Origin of the sequence: Brevundimonas phoenicis (genome assembly GCF_047237745.1) — a bacterium.
Lineage (GTDB): Bacteria > Pseudomonadota > Alphaproteobacteria > Caulobacterales > Caulobacteraceae > Brevundimonas.
In genome coordinates this window covers 3,104,594-3,131,409 of sequence record NZ_JBDFLN010000001.1, presented here as the reverse complement: position 1 = coordinate 3,131,409, position 26,816 = coordinate 3,104,594, and the positions used below count along the sequence as shown (strand labels likewise).

The window sequence follows — 26,816 nt, the reverse complement described above, 5'->3', positions numbered from 1 at the left end:
GCGGCGAGGCGACGCAATCTCTGTTTCGGCGAGGCGGGCGCGGCGTTTGCATCGCCTGGCCCTCCCCACCCGGTCGTCGCTACGCGCCGACCACCCTCCCCATGAAGGGGAGGGAGAAGTTCATGATCAGAACGCCTCGGCGGGCATCTGCATCAGCACCTCGGCGCCGGACTTCAGCTTCTTCAGGTGCGCCCCGGCGTCGGGCAGGATGCGCTCGACGAAGTAACGGCCAGTCATCAGCTTGTTGGCGTAGTAGGGATCGGTGTCCCCGGCGGCGATCTTGGCTTGCGCCGCCTTGGCCATCTGCGCCCACAGGAAGGCGTAGGCCGTCAGGCCGAAGATGTGCAGATAGTCGGTCGAGGCGGCCGCGGCGTTGTCCGGGTTGGCCATGCCGTTCTGCATCAGCCACATGGTGGCCTCCTGCAGCTTCTTCTTGGCGTCGGCCAGGCCGTCGACGAAGGGCTTGATCGCCTCGTCGTCGCCGTTCTCGCTGACGAAGGCGTCGATGTCGGCGAACCAGCTCATGATGGCGCGGCCGCCGTTGGCGGGCAGCTTGCGGCCGACCAGATCCAGCGCCTGAATGCCGTTGGTGCCTTCATAGATCATGGTGATCCGCGCATCGCGCAGATACTGCGACGCCGGGAAGTGCTCGGTATAGCCCGAACCGCCGTGGACCTGCATCGCCAGCGAGGCGACGTGGAAGCCCTTGTCGGTCAGATAGGCCTTCAGCACCGGCGTGATCAGGCCCATGTAGTCCTTGGCCTTGGTGGCGACGGCTTCATCGGCGGCCTTCTGTAGATCCGCTTGCAGCGCGGTCCACAGGATGAAGGCGCGGCCGCCTTCGACGAAGGCCTTGGCCTCCAGCAGCATCCGGCGCACGTCCGGGTGGACCATGATCGGGTCGGCCGGGCCGTCCGGGTTCTTCGGTCCGGTCAGGCTGCGGCCCTGCAGGCGGTCGTTGGCGAACTCGACGGCGGCCTGATAGGCGGCGTCGCCGATGGCCAGACCCTGCAGGCCGGTGCCCAGGCGCGCCTCGTTCATGACCACGAACATGTTGTTCATGCCGCGGCCTTCTTCGCCGATCAGCCAGCCCTTGGCGTTCTCATAGGCCATGACGGCGGTGGCGTTGCCGTGGATGCCCATCTTGTGCTCGAGCCCTGCGCAGGACACGCCGTTGCGCTCGCCCAGCGAACCGTCCTCGTTCACCAGGAACTTGGGCACGACGAACAGGGACAGGCCCTTGATGCCCGGAACAGCGCCTTCGACGCGGGCCAGCACCGTGTGGATGATGTTGTCGGCGAAGTCGTGCTCGCCCGCCGAGATCCAGATCTTCTGGCCGGTGATCGAATAGGAGCCGTCGCCGTTCGGCACGGCCTTGGTGCGGACCATGCCCAGGTCCGTGCCGCACTGCGGCTCGGTCAGGTTCATGGTGCCGGTCCATTCGCCCGACGCCATCTTCGGCAGATACTTCTGCTTGATCTCGTCCGAGGCGCTGGCCTCGATGCCGTGGAAGGCGCCGCTGGTCAGGCCCGGATACATGGAGAAGGCGGCGCTGGCGGCGGCGGTGAACTGGCCCACCGCGCTCGACACGACCGAGGGCATGCCCTGACCGCCGAACTCGGTGCTGAAGCCCAGCGAGGGCCAGCCGGCCTCGACCATCTGGTGATAGGCTTCCTTCCACCCATTCGGCGTCGTCACCACGTCGCCCTGGATGTGGCAGCCTTCCTGGTCGCCGACGCGGTTGATCGGGGCGATGACCTCTTCGGCGAACTTGCCGCCTTCCTCGACGATCTGGTCGATCAGGTCGCGCGACAGGTCGGCGTCGGGAAGCTGGTTGCCGTAGTTCTCGACCTGCAGAACGTCATGCAGGACGAAGGACAGGTCGCGGACGGGCGCCTTGTAGCTCATGGGATCAGGCTCTCGCTTTGAAGGTCAGGAAGTGGTCGTCGGGATCGTTGAGGCGCTCGCTCAGCAGGCTGGCGTATGCCTCTGCGCCCGGCAGAAGATCGGGACGGTGCTCCGTCAGCTTGGACTCCATCCAGGCGCAGGCGGCCTCGGCCGTCTCGATGGCGCCTTCGATGTCCTCGAGCTGCTGCCGCAGCGCCGCGATACGGGCGCGATGGCGCGGCAGGGCGATGGCCATCTGATGGACGTTGTGGTCCTTCTGGTCATACAGATCCAGCATCTCCTGGATCTCGACCAGGGTGAAGCCGATGCGCCGGCCGCGCATGATCAGCTTCAGCCGGGCGCGGTCGCGCGGGCCGTAGACCCGCGTCTGGCCCTTGCGCGACGGCGTCAGCAGGCCCTTGTCTTCATAGAAGCGCAGCGCGCGCGCGGTCGCGCCGAACTCGCGGCACAGCTGCCGTATGGAATAGGTGCGATGTTCGTCAGCAATCGGCATGACGGCTTCATAACTTGACGCGGACGTAAAGGGAAGCTTTTCGCGCGCCGGGCTACGAAGTTGTGAACGAGCGGGCGAGGGGGCGTTGGCGGACAAAAAGAAAAGGCCGCGACCGGGGACGGGTCGCGGCCTTTATATTTGCGGGCCCTCGGGGGAGGGGGAGAAGCGGGCCCGCAAAATCTCTGGAAGGCGGGCCGGCTCAGCGGCGGCGCAGCCACAGCACCGGCGCCGTGATGGCCAGCAGGAAGACGTTGGTCAGGCTCAGCCCCAGGTCCAGGCCGAAGGCGTGCACGCCCAGGGCGATCGTCTCTAGGACCAGCAGACCCGCCGCCGCCGTCAGCAGCAGGGGACGGCCGAACCGCCACGAGACCAGCGGCGCCAGAACCATGGCCGCCAGCACGATCTCGGCGACGCCCAGACCACGCACGAAGGCCTCGCTGGCGGCGGCGGGCCACTGCATCAGAACGATCAGGTTCTCCATCGGCTCGGACAGCTTGGCGTAGCCGGCGGCGATGAAGAACATCGCGATCCAGCCCTGGAAGGTCCAAAGCGTGATGTTCAGATAGTCAGCGCGGGCGCGCGCCTGGTGAGTGGTCAAGGTGGTCGTCGTCATGGCCGTAACCGTTTATTTGCAACAGTCACAAGATCAGTTGCTGGGTTCCGATTTGCAAGCGGCTGAAACAATCTGTGATCACGGTCGGAAAACGACGTGGCGACAGCAGGGCCGAAACCACAATTCCTCGTAACCCATCGCTGAAACCAGCCGGGATCATCCGCCTCTAAGCCGAGGCGGATTTCGAGTCAACGGTCGATGACATCAATTGATGACTTAGAGGCTCCAGGCCGCCTTCGCCGCCTCCAGCCGGGCCAGTTTGGCCTCCAGCGGGGCCCAGTTGTCGGCCGTGTCGATGGCGCTCCACAGGGCCTCGACCTCGTCGATCAGCATCTCTTCCGGTTCGGGCGCGGCGAACATGGGATGCTCCAGCCGCTCGGGCCGCTCGGGCTCATGCTCCATCAGGGCGAAGCGGAAGGCGTCGAAGGCCTCGCCCTGGTAGGTCTTGCCGCGCACCCCGCCCAGCGCCCGCGCCGCCGAGCTGAAGCCGCCGAACCAGTCGAAGAAGATCGGCTCCCAGCGCAGGGCCTCCTTCTTCTCACGCGCGAGGGCCAGGGTCGCGTCCAGCAGCCGCTGGTCCGCCGCCTCGCCCAGGCTCTGCACGCCCAGCCGGTTCAGGAAGGCCGCGCGCAGGTGGCGGATATAGGCGGGGCCGAACGCGTTCAGCGCCTCGGTCAGGACCGCGACCTGCGGCTCGGCGTCGGCGATCAGCTTCAGGCACCCGGCCAGCTGCGTCAGGTTCCAGAACACCGCCTCGGGCTGACGCGCGAAGGCGTAAAGGCCGTTCTGGTCGAAATAGGCGGCGGTGAAGCCCGGCTCATAATGGGGCAGGAAGCGCCAGGGGCCGTAGTCGAAGCTCTCGCCCGTGACGTTCAGATTGTCGGTGTTCAGCACCCCGTGGACGAAGCCCGCCGCGATCCACTTCGCCGTCAGCGCCGCCGAGACCTCGACCACCGCCGCCAGAAAACCCGCCGCGTCGCCCGGCGCGACTGCCGGATGATACAGGCTGCGCGCGTGCTCCATCAGCGCTTCGATCTGGTCCTTGCGTCCATAGTATGCGGCGCGCTGGAACGTCCCGAAGCGGATATGGCTGTGCGACAGCCGCACCATGACGGCCGCGCGCGTCGGCGACGGCTCGTCGTGCCGTTCCAGGTTCTCGCCCGTCTCGATCAGCGACAGGATACGGCAGGTCGGTACGCCCAGGCTGTCCAGCATGGCTGCCGCCAGCGCCTCGCGCATCCCGCCCTTCAGCGTCAGCCGCCCGTCCGCATGGCGCGACCACGGCGTCTGGCCCGAGCCTTTTGTTCCCAGGTCGAGGAGTCGACCATTTTGGTTTTCCCTATCGCCTCCCTCGCGGAGGGAGGCTGCTTGAGGGAGTTTGGCGTCCTTGTCCGCTTGAGGGACTTCCCGCATCTGCGCCGCCAGGAAGCCGCGCCCGTCGCCGATGTCGGGGTTGTAAACGCGGAACTGATGGCCGTGATAGCGCATGGCGATGGGGCCGGGCTGGCCGGGCAGGGGCGCGAACCGGCCGAAGTGGGCCAGCCATTCGGCGTCGCTCAGCGTTTCCAGCCCGACCTGCGCCGCCGCGCGGTCGTTGCGCAGGCGTAAGGTCGTCTGCGGGAAGTCGGCCTCCTTCACGGCGTCGCCGTAGTCGGCGCCCAGGTCGAAGAAGCGGGGTTCGGGGCGATAGGCGGGGGAGACGGGCATGGGCGGCAGATGCGCCTTCGCCGTGCATTTCGCAACCGCGAGCCCGATCCGGCCGATCAGGCTTGAACCTTCGCCGCCGATCCGTATTTTCACCCGCAGACATCAGGTCTCGTGCGATCCGATCCCGAGGCCAGGCCGGCGCCGCCCTGCGCGCGAATCCGGTCCGGCGTCCGTCGATAACCTGACGCCACGACAGACCATCTCATTGTTTCGGAGACCTTCGTGGCCAGAAAATTCACGCTCGCCTTCCTCAAGACCGAGGCCGGTTCCGGGGCCGTCCTCGGCCTCGCCGCCGTCGCCGCCCTGATCGTCGCCAACTCGCCCTGGTCGGCGGACTATTTCGCCTGGCTCAAGAGCGTCCACGCCGTCCAGATCGGCCCGCTGCGGCTGGAGGAGACGGTGTCCGACTGGATCAAGGAAGGCCTGATGGCCGTCTTCTTCCTCGTCGTCGGCCTGGAGATCAAATACGAGATCCTCAAGGGCGAGCTGAGCAATCCCAAGAAGCTGGCCCTGCCCATCCTGGCGGCGCTCGGCGGCATGGCGATTCCGGGGCTGGTCTATCTGGGCGTGGTCGGGGCGCTGGGCGGGCCGACGCAGGGCTGGCCCATTCCCCTGGCCACTGACATCGCCTTCGCCCTGGCCGTCTTCGCCGTGGTGGGACGCAGTCTGCCGTCCTCCCTGCGCGTCTTCCTCCTGACCCTGGCCATCGTCGACGACCTGGGCGCCATCGCCCTGATCGCCGTCCTGTTCAGCCAGGGGGTGCAGTGGGTTCCGCTGCTGGCGGCGCTGGGCGTCACCGCCCTGTTCGCCGTTCTGGGGCGGCGCCGGATGGCCGCCGCCTTCTGGGTGCTGGGCTTTGGCGCCGTCTGGTATCTGACGGTGCAGTCGGGCCTGTCCACCTCCCTGACCGCCGTGGCCTTCGCCCTGATCGTGCCGGTCGAGCCGCGCCGCGAGACCTCGCAGAGCCCGCTCAAGGACGCCATGCACGACCTGCACCCCTATGTGGCCTATCTGGTCCTGCCCCTGTTCGCCTTCGCCAAGGCGGGCGTCTCCTTCGCCGGCCTGTCGCTGGAGCAGGCTTTCGCCCCCCTGGTCATCGCCATCGCGCTCGGCCTCTTCATCGGCAAGCAGGTGGGCGTCTTCGGCGTGGCCTGGCTGGCGGTGAAGCTGGGCCTGGGCGACAGGCCGTCGGGCGCGGGCTGGATGCAGCTCTACGGCGTCAGCCTGCTGTGCGGCATCGGCTTCACGATGAGCCTGTTCATCGGCGTCCTGGCCTTCCCCGGCGCGGTGGACTCGCCCGAGCAGATCGAGGTCAAGCTGGGCGTCATCGGCGGTTCGGTGCTGTCGGCCCTGACGGCCGCCGCGATTCTGGCCCTGGCCGAAAAAGGCCGAAAGAAGAGAATGGTCGCGCACCAGTCGAACATCTGACTGATCATTGATAACATTGACCTAACGTCAGTATATTTGTCTCTTTCTCGCCACAGATCGGGCGAGGGTAGGTGAAATTTTCGTCACTGACGGGGCCTCAGCTTGTCGGTGACTCCGCCTTGCACTACCCCTTCTTATTGAGAACTCGCGCCGTTTAATGAGTGCGGGTCATCAGGGACAGGAACGTGCGCGGCCGTCAGCACGGCCCGCCATAGTCGGGGAGCCGCCTCATGCGTTTGAACCACATCCTCCGCAGCACCGCATCCGCCGCCGTCGTCGGGGCCGTCGCCTTCGGCTTCGCCGGCGCCGCCGCCGCCCAGGAAGGACCGACCACGGTCGACGACATCATCGTCACCGCCCAGAAACGCGAACAGAGCCTGCAGGACGTGCCGATCGTGGTCACGACCCTGTCGCAGGAAGCGCTGGACGGCGCGGGCGTGCGCGACATCAAGGATCTGCAGATTCTGACGCCGGGCATGACCGTCACCTCGACCCAGTCGGAGACTTCGACCACGGCTCGTATCCGCGGCGTCGGCACGGTCGGCGACAACCCCGGCCTGGAAAGCTCGGTCGGCGTCGTGATCGACGGCGTCTATCGCTCGCGCAACGGCGTCGGCTTCGGCGACCTGGGCGAGCTGAGCCGCATCGAGGTGCTGAAGGGGCCGCAGGGCACCCTGTTCGGCAAGAACACCTCGGCCGGCGTCATCAACATCATTTCCGAGGCCCCGTCCTTCACGCCGGGCTTCAACGCCGAGGCCACCTACGGCAACTTCGGGGCCTGGGGGATCGCCGGTTCGGTCACCGGACCGATCACCGACAAGATCGCCGGCCGTCTCTATATGGCCAAGCGCGAACGCGACGGCTTCTATGACGTGATCACCGGCTCCGGCCCGCGTCAGGAGACGGACGACCAGAACCAGGACTTCTGGACCGCCCGCGGTCAACTGCTGATCCTGCCCTCGGACGACGTGTCGATCCGCCTGATCGCCGACTATTCCAAGCGCGACGAATACTGCTGCGTCTCGACCCAGGTCCGCACCGGTCCGACCTATCCGTTCATCACCGCCGTCGGCGGCCAGCAGGCGGCCCCGGCCCCGGGCTTTGGCGAACTGCCGTTCTCGCGCACGGCCTACGCCAACCGCGGCACCGGCCAGGAAATGGAGGACATGGGTTTCTCCGCCGAGGCCAACATCGACATCCCGTCGTGGAACGCCACCTTCACCTCGCTCAGCTCCTGGCGGAACTGGTCGGGGGTCAACGGCATGGATCTCGACTACACCACCGCCGACATCCTCTATCGCGAGAATGACGGCGGTTACGGCTTCGAGCTGGAGAACCTGACCCAGGAGTTCCGTCTGGCGGGCTCCACCGACCGTCTCGACTGGCTGGTCGGGGCCTTCGCCACGCGCGAGAACATCAATCGCGCAGACAGCTACTGGTACGGCGCGGGCTACACGCCCTTCCTGTCGCTGCTGATCTCCAGCCAGCTGAACGCCGGCTCGGGCGGCGCCATTCCGATCCGTCCCGGCATCATCGGCTGCCTGACCCGTCCGGGTACGACGGCGCAGTTCCTGGCGGGCTGCCTGGCGCAGGGCGGCAGCGCGACCACCGGCCCGACGGCGCCCAGCGGCCCCGGCTTCGGCGTCGGCCACGGCGTGCAGGACCACTACAGCCAGACGACGGAATCCTTCGCCCTCTTCACCAACAACACCTGGCGCGTCACCGACAAGTTCGATCTGACCCTGGGTCTGCGCTACACCCTGGACGACAAGCGCCTGCTGGGCGTTCAGGACAATCTGGGAACCAACGGCGCGGCCTGCGGCGGCGCCCTGGGCAACGTCGGCGCCATGACCGGCGCCCTGATGGGCGCGGGCCTCAACCAGGCGACCGCCCAGGCCACGGCCGGTCGTCTGGCCGCCAACCTCTGCCTGCCCTGGGCCAATCCTCTGTTCGACAACCGTCGCATCTCGGAAAGCCACGACAACGGCGAGCTGAGCGGCACCATCAAGGGCAGCTATCGCTTCAACGACAGCGTGATGGCCTACGCCTCCTACGCGCGCGGCTACAAGTCGTTCGGCTACAACATGGACCGGGTGCAGGGGCCGACCGCGACCAATCCGCTGCCGATCACGCCGAACAACTCCCTGCTGTTCCCGTCGGAGACCGTCGACAGCTATGAAATCGGGCTGAAGAACACCCTGTTCAACCGCTCGGTGCTGTTCAACATCACCTACTTCAATCAGAAGTTCGAGGACTTCCAGCTCAACACCTTCCTGGGCACGGCCTTCGTGGTCGAATCCATCCCTGAGCTGACCTCGGAAGGCGTCGACGCCGACTTCGTCTGGTTCACCCCGGTCGAGGGCCTGTCGCTGTCGGGCGGCGTGACCTACACCGACACCAAGTACGGCGACTTCACCGCCGCCGACCTGACCAATCCCGGCAACTTCCCGCAGCTGTCGCTGCTGCCGGGATCGCGGGCTTCCTTCGCGCCGGAATGGTCGGCGACCGCCTCGGTGGCCTTCGACCGCTCGATCGGCGCTGGGCTGAAGATGGGTCTGAACCTGTCGGCCAAATACTCGACCGAGTTCAACACCGGTTCGGATCTGCTGCCGTACAAGATGCAGGACGCCATGACCCTGCTGAACGGCCGCGTCACCCTGGGCTCGGAAGACGAACGCTGGGCGCTGGACCTGTGGGCCCAGAACCTGACCGACGAGGAGTACAAGCAGGTGGCCATCAACGCCCCCCTGCAGGGCTCGGCCTTCCAGACCACGGTCCAGCCCAACGGCACCTATTACAACCCGGCGCTGGACACCCAGACCTACAACGCCTTCATGGGCCAGCCGCGTACCTACGGCGTGACCCTGCGCGTCCGCTACTGATCCAAGCGGAGCGTCTGACAGGAGGGGCGGGCCGGAGCGATCCGGCCCGCCCTTTTTCTATCCCTCTCCCATCGGGAGAGGGCGCGCACATGGAAAAAGCCCTCGGCCGCATGGACCGGGGGCTTTTCCTCATTCAACCGCGAGGCGACCGCCTCATTCCGCCGGGGGGTGGCTTTCCCCCGCCAGCCGCCGCTGCCCGGCGAACATCCGGTTCAGCAGCCGCCGCCCGAAGCCGGCGATGTCGTCGATGATGGTGAACACCGCCGGGATGTAGAGCAGCGACAGGAAGGTCGAGGAGATCAGCCCCCCGACCACGGCCACGGCCATGGGCGAGCGGAACTCCACGTCGGCGCCCCAGCCGATGGCGATGGGCACCATGCCCGCCCCCATGGCGAAGGTGGTCATCAGGATCGGCCGCGCCCGCTTGTGGGCGGCGTCCATGATGGCGTCGAAACGGTTGAGCCCGCTCTTCTCCGCCATGATGATGTAGTCGACCAGCAGGATGGAGTTCTTGGCCGCGATCCCCATCAGCATCAGCACCCCGATCAGGGCCGACATGGAGAAGCTCTTGCCCGCGATCACCAGGGCGATGAAGGCGCCCCCGATGGCCAGGGGCAGGGCCGCCATGATGGTGACCGGATAGGCGAAGCTTTTGAACAGCAGGGTCAGCACCGCGTACATCAGCAGAATGCCGGACAGGAAGGCGATGCCGAACCCGATCAGCATCTCCTGGATGAACTCGGCGTCCCCGGCGGGCACCTGACGCACGCCGGTCGGCAGCTCCTTGACCGAGGGCAGGCGATTGACCGCCTGGCCCGCCGCGCCGGTGGTGATGCCGTCCAGCTCGGCCGAGATGGAGGCGATGCGCGAGCGATCCTGACGACTGACCGTGGCCGGACCGGCGCCGAACTCGATGTCGGCCACGGCGCTCAGCGGCACGGCGGCCCCTGAGGCGGTCGGCACGCGCAGCGTCTCCAGCACGTTCAGATCCTCGCGCGCGGCCTCGGTCAGCTGCAGGCGAATGGGGATCTGGCGGTCGCCCAGATTGTACTTCGGCAGGTTCTGGTCGATGTCGCCGATGGTGGCGACGCGCACGGCCTGGGAGATGGCCCCGGCCGAGACGCCCAGCAGCGCCGCCTCATCCGGCCGCGGCGTGACCAGGATTTCCGGTCGGGCGATGGCGGCGGTGTTGACGATGTTAGCCAGGCCCGGCACCCCGCGCATCTCCTCCTCGACCTTGCGGGCCGCGGCTTCCAGCACGACCGGATCGTCGCCCAGGATGGAGAAGGTGTAGCTGGTGCCGTCGCCCGGTCCGCCGCCCTGCTGGGCGATGCCGGCGCGGATGCGGGCGCCGGGGATCTGCTTCAGCTCATCGACCATGACGCGGGCGAAGGCCTGCTGGCTCAGGTCGCGCTTACCCTTGGGCACCATGTCGGCGTAGACGTTGGCCTGGTTCACTGACTGGCCGCCGATGGCGGCGTAGACCGAGGTGACTTCCGGCCGGGCGTTCAGCGTCTGCGTCACCTGCTGCACCACGACATCGGTCTGATGCAGGGTGGAGCCCGGCGGCAGTTCGATCTGGAAGGCCGCGCGGCCTTCGTCGGCGGGCGACATGAACTCGAACGACATCTTGGCGAACCAGGACAGGCCGATGGAGCCGAATAGGAACACTCCGCCCAGGATGAAGACGATCCAGCGATGACGCAGGCACCACTTCAGCGAGCGCAGATAGCCCGCCATCCAGAAGGGATCCTTGTCCTCATGGTGGGTGTGCTTGAGCATGTAGGCCGCCATCAGCGGCGTCAGCAGACGCGCCACCACCAGGGAGAAGAAGACGCTGATGCAGGCGGCCAGGGCGAAGGCCTTGAAGAACTGGCCGATGATGCCGGGCATGAAGCCCACGGGCGCGAACACGGCGATGATGGTGCCGGTCGTCGCCACGACCGCCAGGCCGATCTCGTCGGCGGCCTCGAAGGCGGCGTCATAGGGCGGCTTGCCGTCGCGCATGTGGCGGACGATGTTCTCGATCTCCACGATGGCGTCGTCGACTAGGATGCCGATCGTCAGCGATAGGGCCAGCAGCGTCACCACGTTCAGCGACTGGTCCATCGGTCCCAGGATGGCGAAGGTCGGGATCAGCGACATCGGCATGGCCGTCGCCGCGATCAGGGTCGCCCGCCAGTCGCGCAGGAAGATCCACACCACGATGACCGCCAGGACCGCGCCCAGGATCAGCGCCTCCAGCGAGGCGAGGTAGGATTCCTCGATGTATTTCACGCTGGAAGTGACCTGTTCGATGGTCAGTTCGGGGTGGGCCTCGTCGATCTTCTCGACCTCGGCGCGGACCTTTTCGGAGACCTTGACCTCGCTGGCCTCGCGCGAGCGCAGGAAGTTGAAGGTCACGGCCTCCTGGCCGTTGTAGCGGGCCAGACGGCGCGGCTCGCTCCACTTGTCGACCACCACGCCCAGATCGCCCAGGCGCACGTTCTTGCCGTCGCCGACGGGCACCAGGGTCTCGCGCAACTGCTCGACCGAACCGGCGGCGCCCAGGGTGCGCACGGCGCGTTCCGAGCCCGCGATGGTGACGCGCCCGCCCGGCAGGTTGTTGTTGACGTTGGTCAGGGCCTGGCTGACCTGGGCCGCCGTGACGCCGTAGGCGCTGAGCCGTTGCGGATCCAGTTCGACGCGGATCTCGCGGTCCACCCCGCCCGAGCGGTTGACCTCGCCGACGCCGCCCAGCGCCAGCAGGGCACGGCTCATCTCATTGTCGATGAACCAGCTGATCTGTTCCGGCGTCATCGTCTCCGAGCGCACGACATAGGTGATCAGGGCGTCGCCGGTGATGTCGATGCGCTGGACCGTCGGCTCCTGCATGTCCTGGGGCAGGCTGGCGCGCACCCCGCTCATGGCGTTGCGGACGTCGTTGGTGGCGCGCTCGGTGTCGGTGCCTAGTTCGAACTCGATGGTGGTCGAGGACACCCCGTCCGAGACGTTGGAATAGATGTGGCGCACGCCTGACAGGCCGGCGATCGAATCCTCGATCACCCGCGTGACCTGGACCTCCATCTCGGTCGGGGCGGCGCCGGGGCGCGCGGCCGTGACCGCGACCAGGGGGAAGTCGATGTCGGGGTTGTTGTTGATCCGCATCCCGGCGAAGCCGGTCACGCCGCCCAGCGTCAGCAGCAGGAACAGCAGGATGATGGGGATGGGGTTTTTGATCGCCCAGGCGGAAATCTGGTTCATGGCCGGGCCTTACTTCTTGGCGGGCGCTTGGGCGGCGGGGGCGGCGGCCGGAGCCGCTGCGGGCGCAGCGGCGCGCGGCGCGGCCACCGTCACCTTGTCGCCGTCGTTTAGGAAGCCGGCGCCGGCCACCACGACGCGGACGCCCGCGTTCAGTCCCTCGACCGAGGTCTGGTCGTCACGCCGCGACAGCACCGTCACCGGCACGAAGCGCACCGAGGAGTCGGCGTTCAGCACGAACACCCCGGACTTGTTGCTGCGATAGAGGACGGCGTCGGTCGGCACCACTGTGGCCGGGCGCGTGCCCGCCTCGATGGCGGCGCGGGCGAACATGCCGGGCTTCAGCGCGCTGCCGGGAGCCAGGCTGATGCGCGCCAGGCCCAGGCGGGTCTGGGCGTTGACCTCGGGCGTGACGATGCGGACCGTGCCGGTCGTCGAACCGGCCTGGCTGGAGGTGATGGCCGCGCTCTGTCCGGCCTGGATCAGCGGCAGCTCCGTTTCCGGCACCTGGGCGTCCAGCTCCAGACGGCCGTCGCGCACCATGCGGAACAGCTCGGCCTCGGCGCTGATGATCTGGCCCTTGGTCACGCTGCGGCTGATGATCAGGCCGCTGACGGGCGCGCGGATGGTGGCCTGCGACAGGCGGGTCTGGGTCTCGGCCAGGGCGGCGTGGGCCGAGGCCAGATTGGCCGCCGACGCCCGCTGATTGGCCAGGGCCGTGTCCAGCGACGCCTGGCTCAGGAAGCCGCGCGTCTTCAGCTCCTGTGCGCGGCCCAGGGCGGCGTCGTCGCGGGCGACGTTGGCCTCGGCCGTCTGCACCGCCGCCTGCTGCTGGCGCACCTGGGCGCGCAACAGGACGTCGTTCATCTGCACCAGGGGCTGACCCTGGCGGACATAGGATCCTTCGTCGACATAGAGGATCGTCGCCGTCAGCCCGCCGGTCTCGGCGGCGACCGGCACCTCTTCCCAGGCCGAGACGGTGCCTGAGGCGACCACGGTGCGGGGCAGGGCGACCGAGGTCGCCGTCGTCGCGCTGACGGTCTGGCGCGAGGCTCCGTCCTTCTTGTCCTTTTCATCCCCGTGTCCGCCGCAGGCGGCCAGGGTCAGGCTGGTAGCCAGGGCCACAGCCATGGCGGAGGTCAGTCGGGCCGAAAAGCGTCGAGAGGTCGCCACGTGCGAATATCCTGGGAGATTGAGCGTACAGTCAGACGCGCGCCAACCTTCTGTCCGGCGTCGCGGGCATAGCAACGCTACTTACCCGTTCGGCGATCCGCGCTCAAACGACTCATTCGCAATTACGACGATGTAATCTGCAACCAGGGCGCGTGCTGACGGTCGTTTTCTGGTCAGGGGCGGACCCGATCCGGCAAGGCGGCGACTTCGGCCTCGCTCAGCGCCTTGACGATGCGGACGCGGCAAGGGCCGTTGACGCCTGACATGCCGCGCACGTTCAGATTCGCCCAGTCGCCGGCGCACAGGCGCGACTTCCCGGCGCTCTGCGGACGAATGGTCAGGGCCGTGGCGAAGTCCAGATCCTGGCAGATGCCGACCGCCTGGGCCTGATAGATGCGTCCGCGACCCGTGTCGAAATAGATGTTGGTGCGATCATCCGAGCGGAAGTTGCGGACCTGATCGGCGTAGAAGCAGGGGGCGGCCGTCGATGAGGCCGTCTGCACCGAGGAGGCGCCGTTCGTCTGGGGCGCGCAGGCGGCGGCGCTCAGGCTCAAAACCAGGACCGTACAGGCGGCGAGGGAAGTACGGCGGGTCATGGCGTATCCTTTGTTGATCGTCGGTATTCGACCTTAGCGGTCTTCAGCGACGTTGTCATGACGCGAAGGGCCTAAGCGACTCCCATGGTCACGTTGCACGGGCGAAGGCCGCCCCATGATGGTCGCCGCCAGATGCTCGCCCAGCAGGGGGGCGACGCAAAAGCCGCGCGAACCCAGGCCGGTCAGGACATGGAGTCCGCTCTTCCATTCTCCGCACAGGGGCAGGCGGTCGGGCGTCGTCGCGCGCACGGCGACGCGACGGCCGTGCGCCTCGCCGGACGTTTGACGTACGGTCTCGGCGAGGGCGGGCAGGGCGGCGGCCAGGGTCGCCTGGTTGCGGGCGCCGGCCTCGCCGGACGCTTCGGGCGCCTCCACGCCCCGCTCATGGGTGGCGCCGTAAAGCATCCCGTCCCCGGTCGGCGCGGCGTAGCCGCCCCAGGCGACGGGCAGAGGCGGCGGCGTCCCCCGGGTCCAGTCCGCCTGTCCCGCGACCGGAGACAGCGGCAGGTCGGGCGCCAGCCGCGCCGATCCCCAGCCCGCCGTCAGCACGACGGCGTCCGCCTCGATCAGGACGGCGCCGTCGTCGCCCTTCACGCGCCAGCCGTCGGTCGTCGCTTCCAGTGCGGCCGCGCGCCCCGTGACCCGTTCAGCGCCCGCCAGCCACGGCTCCAGAATCGCGTCGGAGCGCACGGCCAGGGCCTGGCCCATCACCAGACCGCCGCGCGTTGTGGGTTCGCCCAGGCGCTCAGAACAGGCGGCGGGGTCCAGCCTGTGCATGGCGCCTTCCGGCCACAGGGCTTGCGTTGCGATCTTGTCGAAGCGGGCGGCGTCGCGCGGCGCCTGCTCCAGTTGCAGCACCCCCTCGGCGACGACGGCGCCGGGCAGGGCGCGGTACAGGCTTCCCGCCCGCTCCAGCGCCTGGGCGTGGAATTCGGCGATGAAGGCGTCGCCCGCGTCCAGTCGCGGCGTCACCAGCGAGGCTGGAAAACCTGAAGCGCCCGCGCCCGCTCGCTCTGCCTCGACGACCGTGACGCGCGCGCCCTCGGCGATCAGGGCGCGGGCGACGGCGGCGCCCGCGATCCCGGCGCCGATCACGGCGACATGACGGGGATGATCCGTCGGGGCCTCGCCCGTCATGCGCGCCTCCAGCCGCTCGCGCTTCCTGCCGTGGCCGGGCTTCTTCTGGACGATGAAGCCATGCTCGGCCAGGCCGCGCCGCACGGCCCCGGCGACGGTGAAGGTGGCCAGCCGCGCGCCGGGCGCGGAGCGCGCCGCGACCAGGGCCAGGATCTCGGGCGACCACATGCCGGGGTTCAGCGCGGGCGAGAACCCGTCCAGGAACCAGGCGTCGGCCGGACCCGACCATTGCTCCAGCGCCCATCGGGCGTCGCCGACGGCCAGGTCGATCGTCGCCCCCCACTGCGGCAGGTCCAGCCGGTGAAAGCCCGGCGTCCCGGCGGGCCACACGTCCAGCACCCCGGCGGCCGTCTCGGCCAGCTCGGGCCAGGCGGCCAGGGCGCGGGCCGCTTCGTCGCGTGTCAGGGGGAAGCCTTCGATGGAGAAGACCCGTAGCCGCGCCCCGTGCGCGCGCGTACGCCGCCACAGGTCCAGCAGGGTCACGATGTTCAGCCCGGTGCCGAAGCCCAGTTCGCCGACGGTGAAGGCGGATCGCCCCGACCAGGCCTCGGGAAGGCCGCAGCCTTGCAGAAAGACCGCGCGGGTCTCGGCCAGGCCGTCGTCTTTCGAGAAATAGACGTCGCCGAATCGGCCCGACCGGGGCGAGCCGTCTTCGGCCCACAGCAGTTGGGGCGAGGCGTTATCTGGCGGCGAGGCGACGGTCATGGCGGCGGTCTATCGGTCCCGGCCGCTGGAAGAAAGCATGTCCGCCAGGAATGAGCGTTTGGAAAGCGCGCATGAAAAAGGGGCCGTCCGTGAGGACGACCCCTTTCCGCATCGCGGTCACGAGGACCGCGACACCAAGACGTAAGTCTTAGTGGGCAGCCGGAGCAGCCGGAGCAGCGGCCGGAGCGGCAGCGGCGTCAGCAGCCGGAGCAGCAGCGGCGTCGGCAGCCTTGACGGCTTCGCCAGCGGCTTCGCCAGCAGCGGCGGCAGCGTCGGTGGCGGCGGCGTCGGCCGTAGCAGCGGCGTCGGCAGCGGTGTCGGCGGCGGCGGTGGCGTCGGCAGCGGCGTCTTCAGCCTTGTCGGTGGCGGCGGGTTGGCAAGCGGCCAGGGCCAGAGCAGCGGCCGAAGCGGCGATCAGAGCGGTGATGCGCATAGGTTTCTTCCTTCAGAAGGTAAAAGCGAGACCATGAACCTCGCTGAGGGAGAGATAACGGCTTCGTGAGGAGGAGCGCAAGCGATTTCTCACGGGTTCGTGAAGTCATCGCGAGGGCATCACGAATATCGATACGCCCACCGCCGTTTCGTCAGCGGCCGTGGGGGGGAATGGGCGGCGTGGTGGGGTCGGTCGGGTCTGTGGGAACCGGCGTGACCGGCGCGTCCGGATCCGGAGGCAGGGTCGGCGGCGTCGGCGCTGGAATCGCGTCGCCTGGGGGCGGATTCGCAGGCGTCAGGGTGTCGGACGATGGGCTTGTCGGCGTGACGGCGGGTGACGCGGCGGCGGGCGCGGCTGCGCCTTCCGCCTTTTCTGGGGATCGGTCATTGCAGGCGGCCAGCATCAGCAGGGTGCTGGCGACGGTCGGAATCGTCAGGGAGAGTTTTGAGGACGGTCGCATCGGACGGCTCCTTCACAAGCGGCCGCGCACGCGGCCGTGATCCTGAGAGAACCGTCGTGAACGCTCCGTGTTCCGAACGTCGCTTGCGGGCGTCAGGCGTCCATCGGCGCGGCGGCCAGGGCTTCTTCCATTTCGGTGAAGGACGGCTGGGCGGTCGAGGGGATGTCGCCGCGGCCGATCTCGACCGAGATCTGGGCCGCATTGCCGTGCAGGTGGGCCACCAGCACCGACTGGATGATCTTGTAGTAGGCGCCTTCCTCCTCGACGATGGCGTTCAGGCGCGAGGCGAACGGCCCGACCAGGCCATAGGCCAGGAAGACGCCCAGGAAGGTGCCGACCAGGGCGCCGCCGATCATGCCGCCCAGCACTTCCGGCGGCTCGGTGATCGAACCCATGGTCTTGATGATGCCCAGCACGGCGGCGACGATGCCCAGGGCCGGCAGGCCGTCGGCCAGGGTCTGCAGCGCGTGCGCCGGGGCCAGGGCCTCGTGGTGGTGCTTCTCCAGCTGCTTCTCCATGGCGTCTTCGATCTGGTGCGGATCCTCGAGGTTCATGGTCATCATCCGCAGGGTGTCGCAGATGAAGTCGGTGGCGAAGTGGTCCTTCAGCACCTTGGGATACTTCTGGAAGATGGCGCTCTCGGCCGGCTTTTCGATGTGGCTTTCCAGGGCGATCACGCCCTTGGACTTCATCGTCTTGGTCAGCTGGAACAGCAGGCTGAGCAGATCCTTGTAGTCCTGTTTCTTCCACTTCGGCCCGGCGAAGCACTTGCCCAGCCCGCCCAGGGTGGCCTTGATCACCGGCAGGCTGTTGGAAATCAGGAAGGCCGCGATGCCCGCGCCGAAGATGGCCATGAGCTCATAGGGCAGCGAATAGAGGATCGTCGCCATCTTGCCGCCGTGCAGCAGGAAGCTGCCGAACACCATGGCGAACAGCATGACGATGCCGATGATCTGGAACATGAGGCGAGCAGGCGTCCTGGAGCCGAAGGGTCAGGACGCCGTTATCCGCGTTAATGCTTAAGGCCGCGTTTCGCGAATCCCGGTTCGGGACGAAAACCACAAAGACCCTCTCCCAACAGGAGAGGGCCCCAATTCTTACAACCGCGTCGCGCCGCTCAGGATCGCCTCGCGGGCCTTGGGGGTCAGCTTCTGATAGCCGGCCTTGCCGCCGCGCACCCAGACGGGGCCGTCGACCTTGTCGGGATCGAAGCCGTCGGCGACCAGGTCGACCTTGCGGTATTTGAACGTCCCGGTGGTGTCGGCCGACTTCAGCATCCGCACGAACACCGGCCGGGCGTAGGTCGGCAGCTGCTCGTCGGCCCAGGCGGCGAAGCTCGTCGCGTCGAACTTCTCGTCCAGCACCAGACCGACCATGCCCGCCTTGCCTTCCTGGCCCGGCACCTCGACGCCGTAGGCGATGACTTCCTGCACGCCCGGCGCTTCGGACAGGCGCTGCTCGACCTCGGCGGTCGAGACGTTCTCGCCCTTCCAGCGGAAGGTGTCGCCCAGACGGTCCATGAAATAGAGGTAGCCCTGACGGTCCTGGCGCATCAGGTCGCCGGTGCGGAACCAGCGGTCGCCCTTCTTGAGCACGTCGGTCAGGATCTTCTTCTCCGACGCCTTCTTGTCGGCGTAGCCCGAGAAGTCGTGGCGGATGTCGCTGCCGATCTGGCCGATGGCCTCGCCCGTCTCGCCGCTCATCACCAGGCGGCACAGGCCGTCGGCGCCGCGCACCGGCTCGCCCGTTTCCGGGTCCAGGGCGATCAGGCGGATGTTGATCTGCGACTTTAGGAAGCCCGGCACCCGGCCGATGGCGCCCGCCTTGCCGTCGAAGTTGAACAGGGAGACGTTGCCCTCGGTCGAGCCGTAGAACTCAAGAATGTCCTTGATGCCGAAGCGGCTCTGGAACTCGGGCCAGACGTCGGGGCGCAGGCCGTTGCCGAAGGCCAGCCGCAGCTTGTGGCCCTTTTCGTCCGGGTTCTCGGGGCTGTTGACCAGATAGCGGCACAGCTCGCCGATGTAGACGAACATGGTCGCCCCAGTCGCCTTCACGTCCGGCCAGAAATGGGTGGCCGAGAAGCGCCGCCGCGTCACCATCCGCCCGCCGTTCAGCAGCACCGAGCCGACGCCGACCAGGCCGCCGGTCGAGTGATACAGCGGCAGGACGTTGAACAGGGCGTCCTTGGGCGTCGAGGCCGTGGCCCCGGCGAAGGCGCGCATATAGGTCCGCACCCGCGAATGCGGCATCCGCGCCGCCTTGGGCAGGCCGGTGGTGCCCGAGGTGAAGATGTACAGGGCCGTGTCGCGATTGGTCATGCCCTGACGCAGCGAACGGTCGGGCCGCACGGACGATGCGCTGCGCACGGCGTTGTCCAGGTCGCGGCGCGCGTTGGTCTCGTTCTCTTCGCCCAGGCCGTGGACCCAGATCATCAGGTTGCGATCGACCAGGCCGCGCGCGTCCTCGACCGCCTGCCAGCAGTCCTCGTCCGTCACCACGTTGAAGGCGGTCGAGATGGTCAGGCAGTGGGCCAGGGCCGCGCCGCTCAGATTGTTGTTGATCAAGGCGGTGGCCACCCCGACCTTGGAGAAGCCGAACCAGGCGGCCACGTATTCCACGCGGTTGTGCATCACCAGGGCGATGACGTCGCTGCGCTTCAGGTTGCGGCTCTTGGCCCAGTTGGCGTAGCGGTTCGCCAGGGCCTCGAACTCGCGATAGGTCAGCTTGCGGGTTTCGTCCTCGACCGCGATGTTGGGGCCGAACTTGTCGATCGCCTCTTCGAGGTCGTCACAGGCCAGGACGTCGCTGTCGAGGGTGATGGGCTTGATGCGCTTCAGAAGCCTGAACAGCCCGCCAGCGAACTTGATGTCGCGCCGGATGTTTGCCGCCAGTCCCATGGGTGCGCCGCCTCTTCCCGATTGCCTTTGTCATGGTTGATGAACGGCGCGGGGCGGCGGGTCAACCGGCGGCGGGGACGCAGACGGGGCCATTCGACAAAAAGGCAAGCTTTCGCGTCCTTTTCAATGACGTAGGGTCAAGTCGAAAGCCGACGCAGGGTCAAGCTGATCCGGCAGTGAGCGACGGTTTCACGCTGGATCGTCTGCAGATGAAACCAGGCCCGCGCCCTCACGACTGATGAAGCCGCCGCCGCATCTCATCGCGCGGCGGGCGTCACGCGCCAGACCGCGTCGCCCACGTCGTCGGCGACCAGCAGGGCGCCGCGGCCATCGACCGCCACGCCCACCGGCCGCCCCATGGCCTCGCCTCTTGCGTTGCGGAAGCCGGTCAGCACGTCCTGCGGCGGTCCGTCCGGGCGGCCGTCGCGGAAGGGCACGAAGATGACCTTGTATCCGGACGGCGGGTTGCGGTTCCACGAACCGTGCTGGCCGATGATCGCCCCGTTGCGCCACTGCGGCAGCAGCGTTCCGGCATAGAAGGTCAGGCCCAGCGACGCCGTATGCGACCCCAGAGCGTAGTCGGGCCTGATCGCCCTGGCGACCATGTCGGGCCGGGCGGGATGCACCCGTTCGTCGACGTTCTGGCCGTAATAGCTCCATGGCCAGCCGTAGAAGCCGCCGGACGTCACCGAGGTCATGTAGTCGGGGACCAGATCGTCGCCCAGGGCGTCGCGCTCATTGACCGAGGTCCATAGCCGCCCGTCCTGTGGATTCCAGGCCAGGCCGACCGGGTTCCGCAGCCCCGAGGCGAAGACGCGTCGCGCGCCGGTGGCGACGTCGATCTCCAGGATGGCGGCGCGGTCGACCTCTTCGTCCAGCCCGTTCTCGCCGATGTTGGAGTTGGAGCCGACCCCGACATAGAGCCTGCTTCCGTCCGCTGAGGCGACCAGGCTCTTGGTCCAGTGGTGATTGCGCCCGGCGGGCAGGTCCGCGATCTTGACCGGCGTCGCGTCGATGCGCGTCTGGCCCGTCTGATAGGGGACCATGACCACCGCGTCGGCGTTGGCGACGTACAGCCGCTCGCCGATCAGGGCCATGCCGAAGGGCGAGGTCAGTCCGCTCAGCAAGACCGTCTTCATCTCCGCCGTCCCGTCGCCGTCGGCGTCGCGCAGCAGGCTGATGCGGTCGGCGCTGGGCGTGTCGCCCGATCCGGCGCGCGACATCACCAGCCCCTCGACCCAGCCGCGCAGTCCGCCCTTCTTGTCCTTGGGCTTCGCCGGCGCCTGGGACTCGGCGACCAGCACGTCGCCGTTGGGCAGGACATGGAGCCAGCGCGGATGATCCAGCCCCGTCGCAAAGGCGTTGACCGCCAGGCCCGCGGCTGGAGCCGGCGTCTGTCCCTGCGGCCAGCCGACGGCGCGGGCGATCTTGACCGTGGGAACGGCCTGGGGCTGGGGCGCGGGCAGGGCGGGTGCGGCGCCGAAGCCCGCGCTGTCAGGCAGGGCGCTGCGCGTGGCGCACGCCTCCAGGGCCAGGATCAGGCTGAAACTCACCGCCAGGACGGGCAGGACGGAAAGACGGAACATGGCGTCGCCCTTTCATGGCGTCGGAGAAGAAACCCGCGAGAGAGCGGTCAGGTTGCCTATGATGTTGCGAGTCACTCGCAACTTGCTATGGTGGCGGCCTGTTCGTGTGAGGATCGCCATGACCGTCGCTTCCGCCCCTGCCGTTTCCGATGCCGCTTCCGATCCGACGGGTCCGGTGGCGTCCGTCGAAGTCCTGACCGCCCACGCCAGCCGCTATATGCAGCAACTGGCCAAGCATTGGGCGCACAAGTTCGAGGCCGCCTTCACATCTGAGAACGCCCGCATCGTCCTGCCCATGGGCGTGTGCAGGATGCAGGCCCTGGCGGACCGGCTGCTGGTCCGGCTGGAAGGCGACGTCGGCGCCGACATGGACCGCTTCAAGGTGGTGTTCGCCGACCACCTGTCGCGCTTCGGCCACCGCGAGACCCTGGTGTTCGACTGGCGCTCCGAGGCCTGACTTTTTGTCAATCTTGTCCAAACGGCGCCCTTGAGCGGGCGGGGGCGCCTTCTTATCTGCCTCGCCCGAGCCGGGAGGGGCCTGCATGCCAGCCGTCATCACCATCCAGGGTCTGACCAAGACCTATAAGACGTGGCACCAGGCCCTGAAGCGCGTCGATCTGGAGATCGAAAAGGGCGAGATCTTCGCCCTCTTGGGGCCGAACGGGGCGGGCAAGACGACGATGATCTCCATCGTCTGCGGCATCGTCACCCCGTCCAGCGGAACCATCACCGCCGACGGCCACGATATTCAGAGCGACTATCGCGCCGCCCGCACCAAGATCGGCCTGGTGCCGCAGGAACTGACGACCGACGCCTTCGAGACCGTCTGGGCCACCGTCACCTTCAGCCGGGGCCTGTTCGGCAAGGCGCCGAACCCGGCCTATGTCGAACAGATCCTTCGCGACCTCAGCCTGTGGGACAAGAAGGACGCCAAGATCATGACCCTGTCCGGCGGGATGAAGCGCCGCGTCATGATCGCCAAGGCTCTGAGCCACGAACCGGAGATCCTGTTCCTCGACGAACCCACGGCGGGCGTCGACGTCGAGCTGCGCCGGGACATGTGGTCGCTGGTGCGCCGCCTGCGCGAGCGCGGCGTGACCATCATCCTGACTACCCACTACATCGAGGAAGCCGAGGAGATGGCCGACCGCGTCGGCGTCATCCTCAAGGGCGAGCTGATCCTGGTCGAGAAGACCGCCGACCTGATGCAGAAGCTGGGCAAGAAGACCCTGACCCTCCAGCTTCAGGAGCCGCTGGCCGCCCTGCCGCCCGAACTGGCCGACTGGAACCTGACGCTGCAAGGCGACGGGACCGAGCTGGAATACGTCTTCGATTCCAACGCCGAAAAGACCGGCGTCCCGTCCCTGATGCGCCGCCTGTCGGACCTCGGCGTCGGCTTCAAGGATCTCAGCACCCGCCAGAGCTCGCTCGAGGACATCTTCGTCGGCCTGGTCCATCAGGATCGGGAGGCCGCGTGATGAGCTTCAACGGTTACGGCGTCTGGGCCATCTATCGCTTCGAGATGGCGCGCGCCCTTCGCACCCTGTGGCAGTCGCTGGTGACGCCGGTCATCACCACGTCGCTCTATTTCGTCGTCTTCGGCGGCGCCATCGGCAGCCGCATGACCGAGGTGGACGGCGTCCCCTACGGCGCCTTCATCGTGCCGGGGCTGATCATGCTCAGCCTGTTCACCCAGTCGATCTTCAACGCCTCCTTCGGCATTTACTTCCCCAAATTCACCGGGACGATCTACGAGATCTTGTCCGCGCCGGTGTCGCCGCTGGAGATCGTGCTGGCCTATGTCGGGGCGGCGGCGACCAAGTCGGCCATCCTCGGCCTCATCATCCTGGCCACGGCGGCCTTCTTCGTGCCGCTCGAGATATTGCACCCCTTCTGGATGCTGGCCTTCCTGATCCTGATCTCGACCACCTTCGCCCTGTTCGGCTTCATCATCGGGGTCTGGGCGCAGAATTTCGAGCAGCTGCAGTTCGTGCCCATGCTGATCGTCACGCCCCTGACCTTCCTGGGCGGCGCCTTCTATTCGATCGAGATGCTGCCCGAGGGCTGGCGCACGGTCGCCCTGTTCAACCCGGTGGTCTATCTGATCTCGGGCTTCCGCTGGGCCTTCTACGGCGTGGGGGACGTCAGCGTTGAGATCAGTCTTCTGGCCACGTTGGGTTTCTTCTTCGGTTGCCTGGCGGTGGTGGGCTGGATCTTCAAGACCGGCTATCGTCTGAAGAACTGACGGCCACGAAAGCGCCGAACTCGGCGCTCACCGTCCTGGCCCTCTAACGCCTTTTCGACCTGATGCGCGCTCGCCTGAGCGCCGGAGACCGAATGTCCGACGCCGACGACAAGATCCAGTCGCCTGAAACGCAGTCCGCCCCGCGCGCCCCCGAGCCTTTCCGCCGGGGCCAGATCACCTGGGGCCGCCCGCCCCAGGCCGCTTTCCATGTCGGCCCCCTGCCGCGCGACGAAGGCCTGGCGCGCCTGACCGCCATGCCGCCGCACCCGAAACCGGCGCAGGCCAAGCCCGCCCAGACCCAGCCTGCGCAGCCGCGCCCGCAGACGGCCCAGCCCGCCGCCTCACGCCCGGCCGCGCCCGCCGCCCGACCCGCCGACGTGTTCGGCGGCTCCATGGTCCCGCGTCGTCGCCCCGCGCCGACCGCCCCGGCCCTGCAACAGACCCCGCCGCAACCGGCCGCCCCGCAGCCTGCACCGTCTCCGACGCCCGCCGCTCCGCTGACGCCGCGCCCCCTGCCGCAAGCCGCGCCCAGCCCGACGCCCGCCGCGACGGCTCCGGCCGCGCCGACCGCGGCGCCCGCACCCGTCATCCCGCCCGCCGCGCCGCCGGTGGTCGAGACGATCGCCGCGCCCGTGACGCTCGCTTCGCCCAAGCCCCGCTCGCGCTGGCCGCTCTACGCCGGGGTGGCGGCCGTCGCTGTCCTGGTTCCCGTGGCGGTCTGGCTGCTGGCCCGCTCGGGCGCGGAAGACGCCGCGCCGCCGCCCGCCGTCGTGACGGAACCCGCCGTTGAGGCCCCCGCCGTCCCGCTCGAAACGCCGACGCCGCAGCCCGCTCCCGTCGCTGTCGAGGCGCCTGTCGCCGCCGCGCCGACCGCCCGCGCTCCATCGACGTCGGCGCGTCCCGCTCCAGCCCAGCCCGCGCGCCCTGCGCCCGCGCCGTCGCCCCAACCGACCCCCGCGCCGTCAGCAACCCAGGCTCCCGCAACCCAGGCGCCCGCGACGCCGCCTCCCGCGCCCGTGGTGGTGGTGACGCCGCCCGCCGCGTCGCAGCCCGACGCCCCGGTCCAGGCCGACGGCCCGCCGCCGACCCAGGCGCGTCCGGCCCAGACCGACCCCAACGCCCCCATCGTCACCCGGCCCCAGAAGCTGGACTGATCTGGCGGCCGAACTGACCTAGCGCACGAGCGGCGGCGCCTTCTGCTCGGCCAGCGGCGGCACGCGGGTGTCGCGGCGCACGCTGTCAGGCATGAAGTCGGGATCAAAGGCGCCGCGCGTCATCCCTGCGTCGATCTGAATGTACTGCGTCCCGTAAATCTGCGGCCGTCCCGTGCCCTGCAGGTAGCGGTCCAGGCTGGCCGCCGCGATCCAGGCGGCGTCCTGATGACCCTGCGCCAGGGCGGCGGTCGCGAGAACATGAGCTCTGAGGATGTTGTCCGCCTCACGGCTGTGGTGGAAGATGAAAGCCGCGCGATAGTAGTCGGCGCCCGACCGAATCTCGCCGCGCTCCAGCATCGCCTTGGTCGCGGCCAGACGTTCGGCGTCGGCCATGGCTTCCTGCAGGTCGAGATGATGGTCCCGGCGCGCCTTCTGATCGGCGTTGAACAGGGCGTTCAGCGCCGGATTGTCGGCTCGGGCCGCTGGCGGATCGTCAGCGCGACCCTGAGAACCACAGCCGGAAAGAAGCAGCGCCGCCGCTGCGAGGGGGATCAGACGCTTCATACCCCTGGATAAGGGGAACGGTCACGCTTGGCGCAAGGGCAGATACCCGCGTTCCACCATGCGGCGCAGCGCGTCATAGGCCTCGGCCAGTTCGTCATAGGCGGTGCGGGCGGCGGTCAGGCGGGCCACCTGGTCGGGGGTGGCCGGGGCGCCGGATTCGGCCAGGCGCACGGCCTCGGCGCCCCAGCGCGCCCGCGCCTGGGCCGTCAGCACGGCCAGCTTCTGAAAGGCGCCGACGTCCACCTGGGCGAGGGCGTGGCCGATCAGTTCGCGGTTGGCGACATAGGCGGCGTAGTCGATCTGCTCCAGCAGGCCGCGCAGGCGGCGCTGCTCCTGCGGCTCCATGTCCTCGGGCTGGAAATGGTCGCTGGAACGACGGCGGGACTGGGTCAGCATGGTCGACATGACGGCCTCGGACGAAACAGCAACCCGCAGCCTCACCCTGTTCTGGTTAACCGGTCGTTTGCACGCCGCCCGGAGCCCCTTTCGGGGCCAGCTTCAGCCGCGCGCGGTCCGGCGCGCCCAGACCGCGCGGGCAGCGCATCGGCCGATAGTCCTTGGAGTAGCAGAGCCGCGCCTCGCGGAACCAGCCGTCGGTGGTGGCGATGAACACCCCCTCGCGCGGGAAGCCCGGATTGGCGGCGACGAAGGCGTCGCGGATCGCCCCGGCGGTCAGCCGCTGGGCGGGAATGGCCTCTAGGTCCGGCTTGTTCAGCCCGTCCCACATCTTGGCGGCTTGGGCGAAATAGGCCTCGGGGCTGTCCCAGCCGCAGGTGCCGTGCGCCGCCCATTCATGCTGTTGCAGGCTGGGCGAGGGGATCATGCAGAAATGTTGGCGCACCGTCTCGACCGGGATGGCCGGGCCGGGGGCGGCGCAATAGCGCGGGTGCTTGTCAGCGGAGCCGTTGGGCCACAGCCCGTGCAGGGTCAGGCCGAACTGATTGGCCGCGCACTGATAACGTTCGTCCGGATAGTCCTTGCCGCTGCGGCACGCCTGCGGCGACCAGCTGACCGCCAGCATGTTGAAGGCGACCGGCACGTCGGCCGCCACCTCGTCCTGCGGAATGCGATAGGGGCGGGCGGGGCGCACATCGTCCGGCACGTCGCAGACGGCGCCCGCGACCTCGGCTCGCTCTGGCGCCGCTTCCGTCGATACGGTGCAGGCGGTCAGCAGGACCATCAGGGCGGCAGAGGCGAAAAGGGTGCGCATGGCGGTCTCGTAAACCCTGCGTGATCGGCGGCCAAGGCGGAACCGGCGCCCGGCCCCGCCCATTGATAAGCGTAAGCATAAGAGGATGAGGCCCATGCCCGATCAAGACGCCTTTGAAGCCGCCCTGGAGGAAGCCATCGCCCTGTTCGAGCAGGGCGAGAACATGAACCAGGCCCGTTTCGACGAGCTGATCGCCGAACTGGAGGCCCGCCGCCCCGCCCTGGCCGCCGTGCCGGAAGGCGACCCCCGCTGCGACCGCGCCCGCGAACTTCAGGCCCGCGCCGACGAACTGGAACACCGCGCCGCCCAGGGCCACGGCCAGATGGACGAGGTCAACAGCCTGTTGTCGCCCCTGATGGGCAAGAAGGCGGAGAACTGACCTCTC

At 68.2% G+C, this 26,816-nt stretch carries 24 protein-coding genes; 8 read left to right on the top strand and 16 right to left on the bottom strand.

Going from position 1 to position 26,816, the window contains the following annotated elements:
* Window positions 1-126: 126 nt before the first annotated feature.
* The 4 genes from ABC419_RS15695 to ABC419_RS15680 all read right to left on the bottom strand — a co-directional run bounded on the left by ABC419_RS15695 (window position 127) and on the right by ABC419_RS15680 (window position 4,721).
* Window positions 127-1,908 (bottom strand): acyl-CoA dehydrogenase C-terminal domain-containing protein, encoded by a 1,782-nt coding sequence (locus ABC419_RS15695; RefSeq protein WP_412876845.1) that lies wholly within the window; start codon window positions 1,906-1,908, stop codon window positions 127-129.
* Between the two features lie 4 nt (window positions 1,909-1,912).
* The gene (locus tag ABC419_RS15690; RefSeq protein ID WP_125901062.1) at window positions 1,913-2,401 is read right to left on the bottom strand and encodes a MerR family transcriptional regulator; all 489 of its coding nucleotides are present in this window, start codon (window positions 2,399-2,401) and stop codon (window positions 1,913-1,915) included.
* Between the two features lie 199 nt (window positions 2,402-2,600).
* Window positions 2,601-3,014, bottom strand: coding sequence for a DoxX family protein (locus ABC419_RS15685; protein ID WP_312204602.1), 414 nt, complete (start codon window positions 3,012-3,014; stop codon window positions 2,601-2,603).
* Between the two features lie 216 nt (window positions 3,015-3,230).
* Complete coding sequence (locus ABC419_RS15680) at window positions 3,231-4,721, bottom strand: protein adenylyltransferase SelO family protein (protein ID WP_412876846.1); 1,491 nt, start codon at window positions 4,719-4,721, stop codon at window positions 3,231-3,233.
* A gap of 222 nt (window positions 4,722-4,943) precedes the next feature.
* Here ABC419_RS15680 and nhaA point away from each other — a divergent pair, with 222 nt between their 5' ends.
* On the top strand, window positions 4,944-6,149 hold the full coding sequence (gene nhaA, locus ABC419_RS15675) for a Na+/H+ antiporter NhaA (RefSeq protein WP_412876847.1): 1,206 nt from the start codon (window positions 4,944-4,946) through the stop codon (window positions 6,147-6,149).
* A 230-nt stretch (window positions 6,150-6,379) separates the two neighbouring features.
* Window positions 6,380-9,031 carry a TonB-dependent receptor gene (locus ABC419_RS15670; RefSeq protein WP_200167897.1) on the top strand — a complete coding sequence of 884 codons (2,652 nt, stop codon included), beginning with the start codon at window positions 6,380-6,382 and terminating at the stop codon, window positions 9,029-9,031.
* A 153-nt stretch (window positions 9,032-9,184) separates the two neighbouring features.
* On the opposite strand, the gene ABC419_RS15665 is transcribed toward ABC419_RS15670, so the two are convergent.
* The 4 genes from ABC419_RS15665 to mnmC1 form a co-directional block, all read right to left on the bottom strand.
* Window positions 9,185-12,274: an efflux RND transporter permease subunit gene (locus tag ABC419_RS15665; protein WP_412876848.1), complete on the bottom strand. Its 3,090-nt coding sequence runs from the start codon at window positions 12,272-12,274 to the stop codon at window positions 9,185-9,187.
* Between the two features lie 9 nt (window positions 12,275-12,283).
* Window positions 12,284-13,444 (bottom strand): efflux RND transporter periplasmic adaptor subunit, encoded by a 1,161-nt coding sequence (locus ABC419_RS15660; protein ID WP_412876849.1) that lies wholly within the window; start codon window positions 13,442-13,444, stop codon window positions 12,284-12,286.
* Window positions 13,445-13,617: 173 nt separating this feature from the next.
* Window positions 13,618-14,040, bottom strand: a complete 423-nt coding sequence (locus ABC419_RS15655) for a DUF6491 family protein (protein ID WP_368925043.1) — start codon at window positions 14,038-14,040, stop codon at window positions 13,618-13,620.
* 33 nt (window positions 14,041-14,073) lie between these two features.
* Window positions 14,074-15,882 carry an FAD-dependent 5-carboxymethylaminomethyl-2-thiouridine(34) oxidoreductase MnmC1 gene (gene mnmC1 / locus ABC419_RS15650; RefSeq protein WP_412876850.1) on the bottom strand — a complete coding sequence of 603 codons (1,809 nt, stop codon included), beginning with the start codon at window positions 15,880-15,882 and terminating at the stop codon, window positions 14,074-14,076.
* Between mnmC1 and ABC419_RS15645 the strand changes: the two genes are divergently transcribed.
* Window positions 15,881-16,027: a hypothetical protein gene (locus tag ABC419_RS15645; protein WP_412876851.1), complete on the top strand. Its 147-nt coding sequence runs from the start codon at window positions 15,881-15,883 to the stop codon at window positions 16,025-16,027. The two genes, mnmC1 and ABC419_RS15645, sit on opposite strands and share 2 nt — an antisense overlap.
* 3 nt (window positions 16,028-16,030) lie before the next feature.
* Here the strand turns inward: ABC419_RS15645 and ABC419_RS15640 are convergent, their stop codons facing one another.
* The 5 genes from ABC419_RS15640 to ABC419_RS15620 all read right to left on the bottom strand — a co-directional run bounded on the left by ABC419_RS15640 (window position 16,031) and on the right by ABC419_RS15620 (window position 21,258).
* Entirely contained in the window at window positions 16,031-16,315 is a 285-nt protein-coding gene (locus tag ABC419_RS15640) for a hypothetical protein (RefSeq protein WP_125901078.1), read from the bottom strand.
* Between the two features lie 151 nt (window positions 16,316-16,466).
* A complete protein-coding gene (locus tag ABC419_RS15635) occupies window positions 16,467-16,775 on the bottom strand; it encodes a hypothetical protein (protein ID WP_412876852.1) in 309 nt (102 codons plus the stop codon).
* A 92-nt stretch (window positions 16,776-16,867) separates the two neighbouring features.
* Entirely contained in the window at window positions 16,868-17,737 is an 870-nt protein-coding gene (motA, locus tag ABC419_RS15630; protein WP_003163893.1) for a flagellar motor stator protein MotA, read from the bottom strand.
* A gap of 135 nt (window positions 17,738-17,872) precedes the next feature.
* The gene (locus ABC419_RS15625; protein WP_412876853.1) at window positions 17,873-19,672 is read right to left on the bottom strand and encodes a long-chain-acyl-CoA synthetase; all 1,800 of its coding nucleotides are present in this window, start codon (window positions 19,670-19,672) and stop codon (window positions 17,873-17,875) included.
* A 257-nt stretch (window positions 19,673-19,929) separates the two neighbouring features.
* A complete protein-coding gene (locus ABC419_RS15620; protein ID WP_412876854.1) occupies window positions 19,930-21,258 on the bottom strand; it encodes a PQQ-dependent sugar dehydrogenase in 1,329 nt (442 codons plus the stop codon).
* 118 nt (window positions 21,259-21,376) lie between these two features.
* Between ABC419_RS15620 and ABC419_RS15615 the strand changes: the two genes are divergently transcribed.
* The 4 genes from ABC419_RS15615 (at window position 21,377) to ABC419_RS15600 (ending at window position 24,657) form a co-directional block, all read left to right on the top strand.
* Window positions 21,377-21,715 (top strand): DUF2218 domain-containing protein, encoded by a 339-nt coding sequence (locus ABC419_RS15615; RefSeq protein ID WP_412876855.1) that lies wholly within the window; start codon window positions 21,377-21,379, stop codon window positions 21,713-21,715.
* Window positions 21,716-21,800: 85 nt separating this feature from the next.
* On the top strand, window positions 21,801-22,736 hold the full coding sequence (locus ABC419_RS15610) for an ABC transporter ATP-binding protein (RefSeq protein WP_412876856.1): 936 nt from the start codon (window positions 21,801-21,803) through the stop codon (window positions 22,734-22,736).
* Window positions 22,736-23,503, top strand: a complete 768-nt coding sequence (locus ABC419_RS15605; RefSeq protein ID WP_412876857.1) for an ABC transporter permease — start codon at window positions 22,736-22,738, stop codon at window positions 23,501-23,503. The genes ABC419_RS15610 and ABC419_RS15605 overlap by 1 nt, the downstream gene beginning before the upstream one ends.
* Before the next feature lie 92 nt (window positions 23,504-23,595).
* Window positions 23,596-24,657: a hypothetical protein gene (locus ABC419_RS15600; RefSeq protein ID WP_412876858.1), complete on the top strand. Its 1,062-nt coding sequence runs from the start codon at window positions 23,596-23,598 to the stop codon at window positions 24,655-24,657.
* Window positions 24,658-24,675: 18 nt separating this feature from the next.
* Here the strand turns inward: ABC419_RS15600 and ABC419_RS15595 are convergent, their stop codons facing one another.
* Genes ABC419_RS15595 through ABC419_RS15585 form a run of 3 tightly spaced genes read right to left on the bottom strand, consistent with a single transcriptional unit; the run spans window position 24,676 to window position 26,431 of the window.
* Entirely contained in the window at window positions 24,676-25,221 is a 546-nt protein-coding gene (locus tag ABC419_RS15595) for a DUF6624 domain-containing protein (protein ID WP_412876859.1), read from the bottom strand.
* 21 nt (window positions 25,222-25,242) lie between these two features.
* Window positions 25,243-25,626, bottom strand: a complete 384-nt coding sequence (locus ABC419_RS15590) for a hypothetical protein (protein WP_003163882.1) — start codon at window positions 25,624-25,626, stop codon at window positions 25,243-25,245.
* Between the two features lie 46 nt (window positions 25,627-25,672).
* On the bottom strand, window positions 25,673-26,431 hold the full coding sequence (locus ABC419_RS15585) for a ribonuclease T2 family protein (protein WP_412876860.1): 759 nt from the start codon (window positions 26,429-26,431) through the stop codon (window positions 25,673-25,675).
* A 94-nt stretch (window positions 26,432-26,525) separates the two neighbouring features.
* Here ABC419_RS15585 and ABC419_RS15580 point away from each other — a divergent pair, with 94 nt between their 5' ends.
* On the top strand, window positions 26,526-26,810 hold the full coding sequence (locus ABC419_RS15580) for a hypothetical protein (protein WP_234287993.1): 285 nt from the start codon (window positions 26,526-26,528) through the stop codon (window positions 26,808-26,810).
* Window positions 26,811-26,816 lie beyond the last annotated feature (6 nt).

Coding starts and splice junctions, on each gene's coding strand:
- ABC419_RS15695 (WP_412876845.1), bottom strand. CDS start 1,908: ATGAGCTACAAGGCGCCCGTCCGCGACCTGTCCTTCGTCCTGCATGAC.
- ABC419_RS15690 (WP_125901062.1), bottom strand. CDS start 2,401: ATGCCGATTGCTGACGAACATCGCACCTATTCCATACGGCAGCTGTGC.
- ABC419_RS15685 (WP_312204602.1), bottom strand. CDS start 3,014: ATGACGACGACCACCTTGACCACTCACCAGGCGCGCGCCCGCGCTGAC.
- ABC419_RS15680 (WP_412876846.1), bottom strand. CDS start 4,721: ATGCCCGTCTCCCCCGCCTATCGCCCCGAACCCCGCTTCTTCGACCTG.
- ABC419_RS15670 (WP_200167897.1), top strand. CDS start 6,380: ATGCGTTTGAACCACATCCTCCGCAGCACCGCATCCGCCGCCGTCGTC.
- ABC419_RS15665 (WP_412876848.1), bottom strand. CDS start 12,274: ATGAACCAGATTTCCGCCTGGGCGATCAAAAACCCCATCCCCATCATC.
- ABC419_RS15655 (WP_368925043.1), bottom strand. CDS start 14,040: ATGACCCGCCGTACTTCCCTCGCCGCCTGTACGGTCCTGGTTTTGAGC.
- ABC419_RS15645 (WP_412876851.1), top strand. CDS start 15,881: ATGGCGGCGGTCTATCGGTCCCGGCCGCTGGAAGAAAGCATGTCCGCC.
- mnmC1 (WP_412876850.1), bottom strand. CDS start 15,882: ATGACCGTCGCCTCGCCGCCAGATAACGCCTCGCCCCAACTGCTGTGG.
- ABC419_RS15640 (WP_125901078.1), bottom strand. CDS start 16,315: ATGCGCATCACCGCTCTGATCGCCGCTTCGGCCGCTGCTCTGGCCCTG.
- ABC419_RS15635 (WP_412876852.1), bottom strand. CDS start 16,775: ATGCGACCGTCCTCAAAACTCTCCCTGACGATTCCGACCGTCGCCAGC.
- motA (WP_003163893.1), bottom strand. CDS start 17,737: ATGTTCCAGATCATCGGCATCGTCATGCTGTTCGCCATGGTGTTCGGC.
- ABC419_RS15625 (WP_412876853.1), bottom strand. CDS start 19,672: ATGGGACTGGCGGCAAACATCCGGCGCGACATCAAGTTCGCTGGCGGG.
- ABC419_RS15620 (WP_412876854.1), bottom strand. CDS start 21,258: ATGTTCCGTCTTTCCGTCCTGCCCGTCCTGGCGGTGAGTTTCAGCCTG.
- ABC419_RS15615 (WP_412876855.1), top strand. CDS start 21,377: ATGACCGTCGCTTCCGCCCCTGCCGTTTCCGATGCCGCTTCCGATCCG.
- ABC419_RS15610 (WP_412876856.1), top strand. CDS start 21,801: ATGCCAGCCGTCATCACCATCCAGGGTCTGACCAAGACCTATAAGACG.
- ABC419_RS15605 (WP_412876857.1), top strand. CDS start 22,736: ATGAGCTTCAACGGTTACGGCGTCTGGGCCATCTATCGCTTCGAGATG.
- ABC419_RS15600 (WP_412876858.1), top strand. CDS start 23,596: ATGTCCGACGCCGACGACAAGATCCAGTCGCCTGAAACGCAGTCCGCC.
- ABC419_RS15595 (WP_412876859.1), bottom strand. CDS start 25,221: ATGAAGCGTCTGATCCCCCTCGCAGCGGCGGCGCTGCTTCTTTCCGGC.
- ABC419_RS15590 (WP_003163882.1), bottom strand. CDS start 25,626: ATGTCGACCATGCTGACCCAGTCCCGCCGTCGTTCCAGCGACCATTTC.
- ABC419_RS15585 (WP_412876860.1), bottom strand. CDS start 26,431: ATGCGCACCCTTTTCGCCTCTGCCGCCCTGATGGTCCTGCTGACCGCC.
- ABC419_RS15580 (WP_234287993.1), top strand. CDS start 26,526: ATGCCCGATCAAGACGCCTTTGAAGCCGCCCTGGAGGAAGCCATCGCC.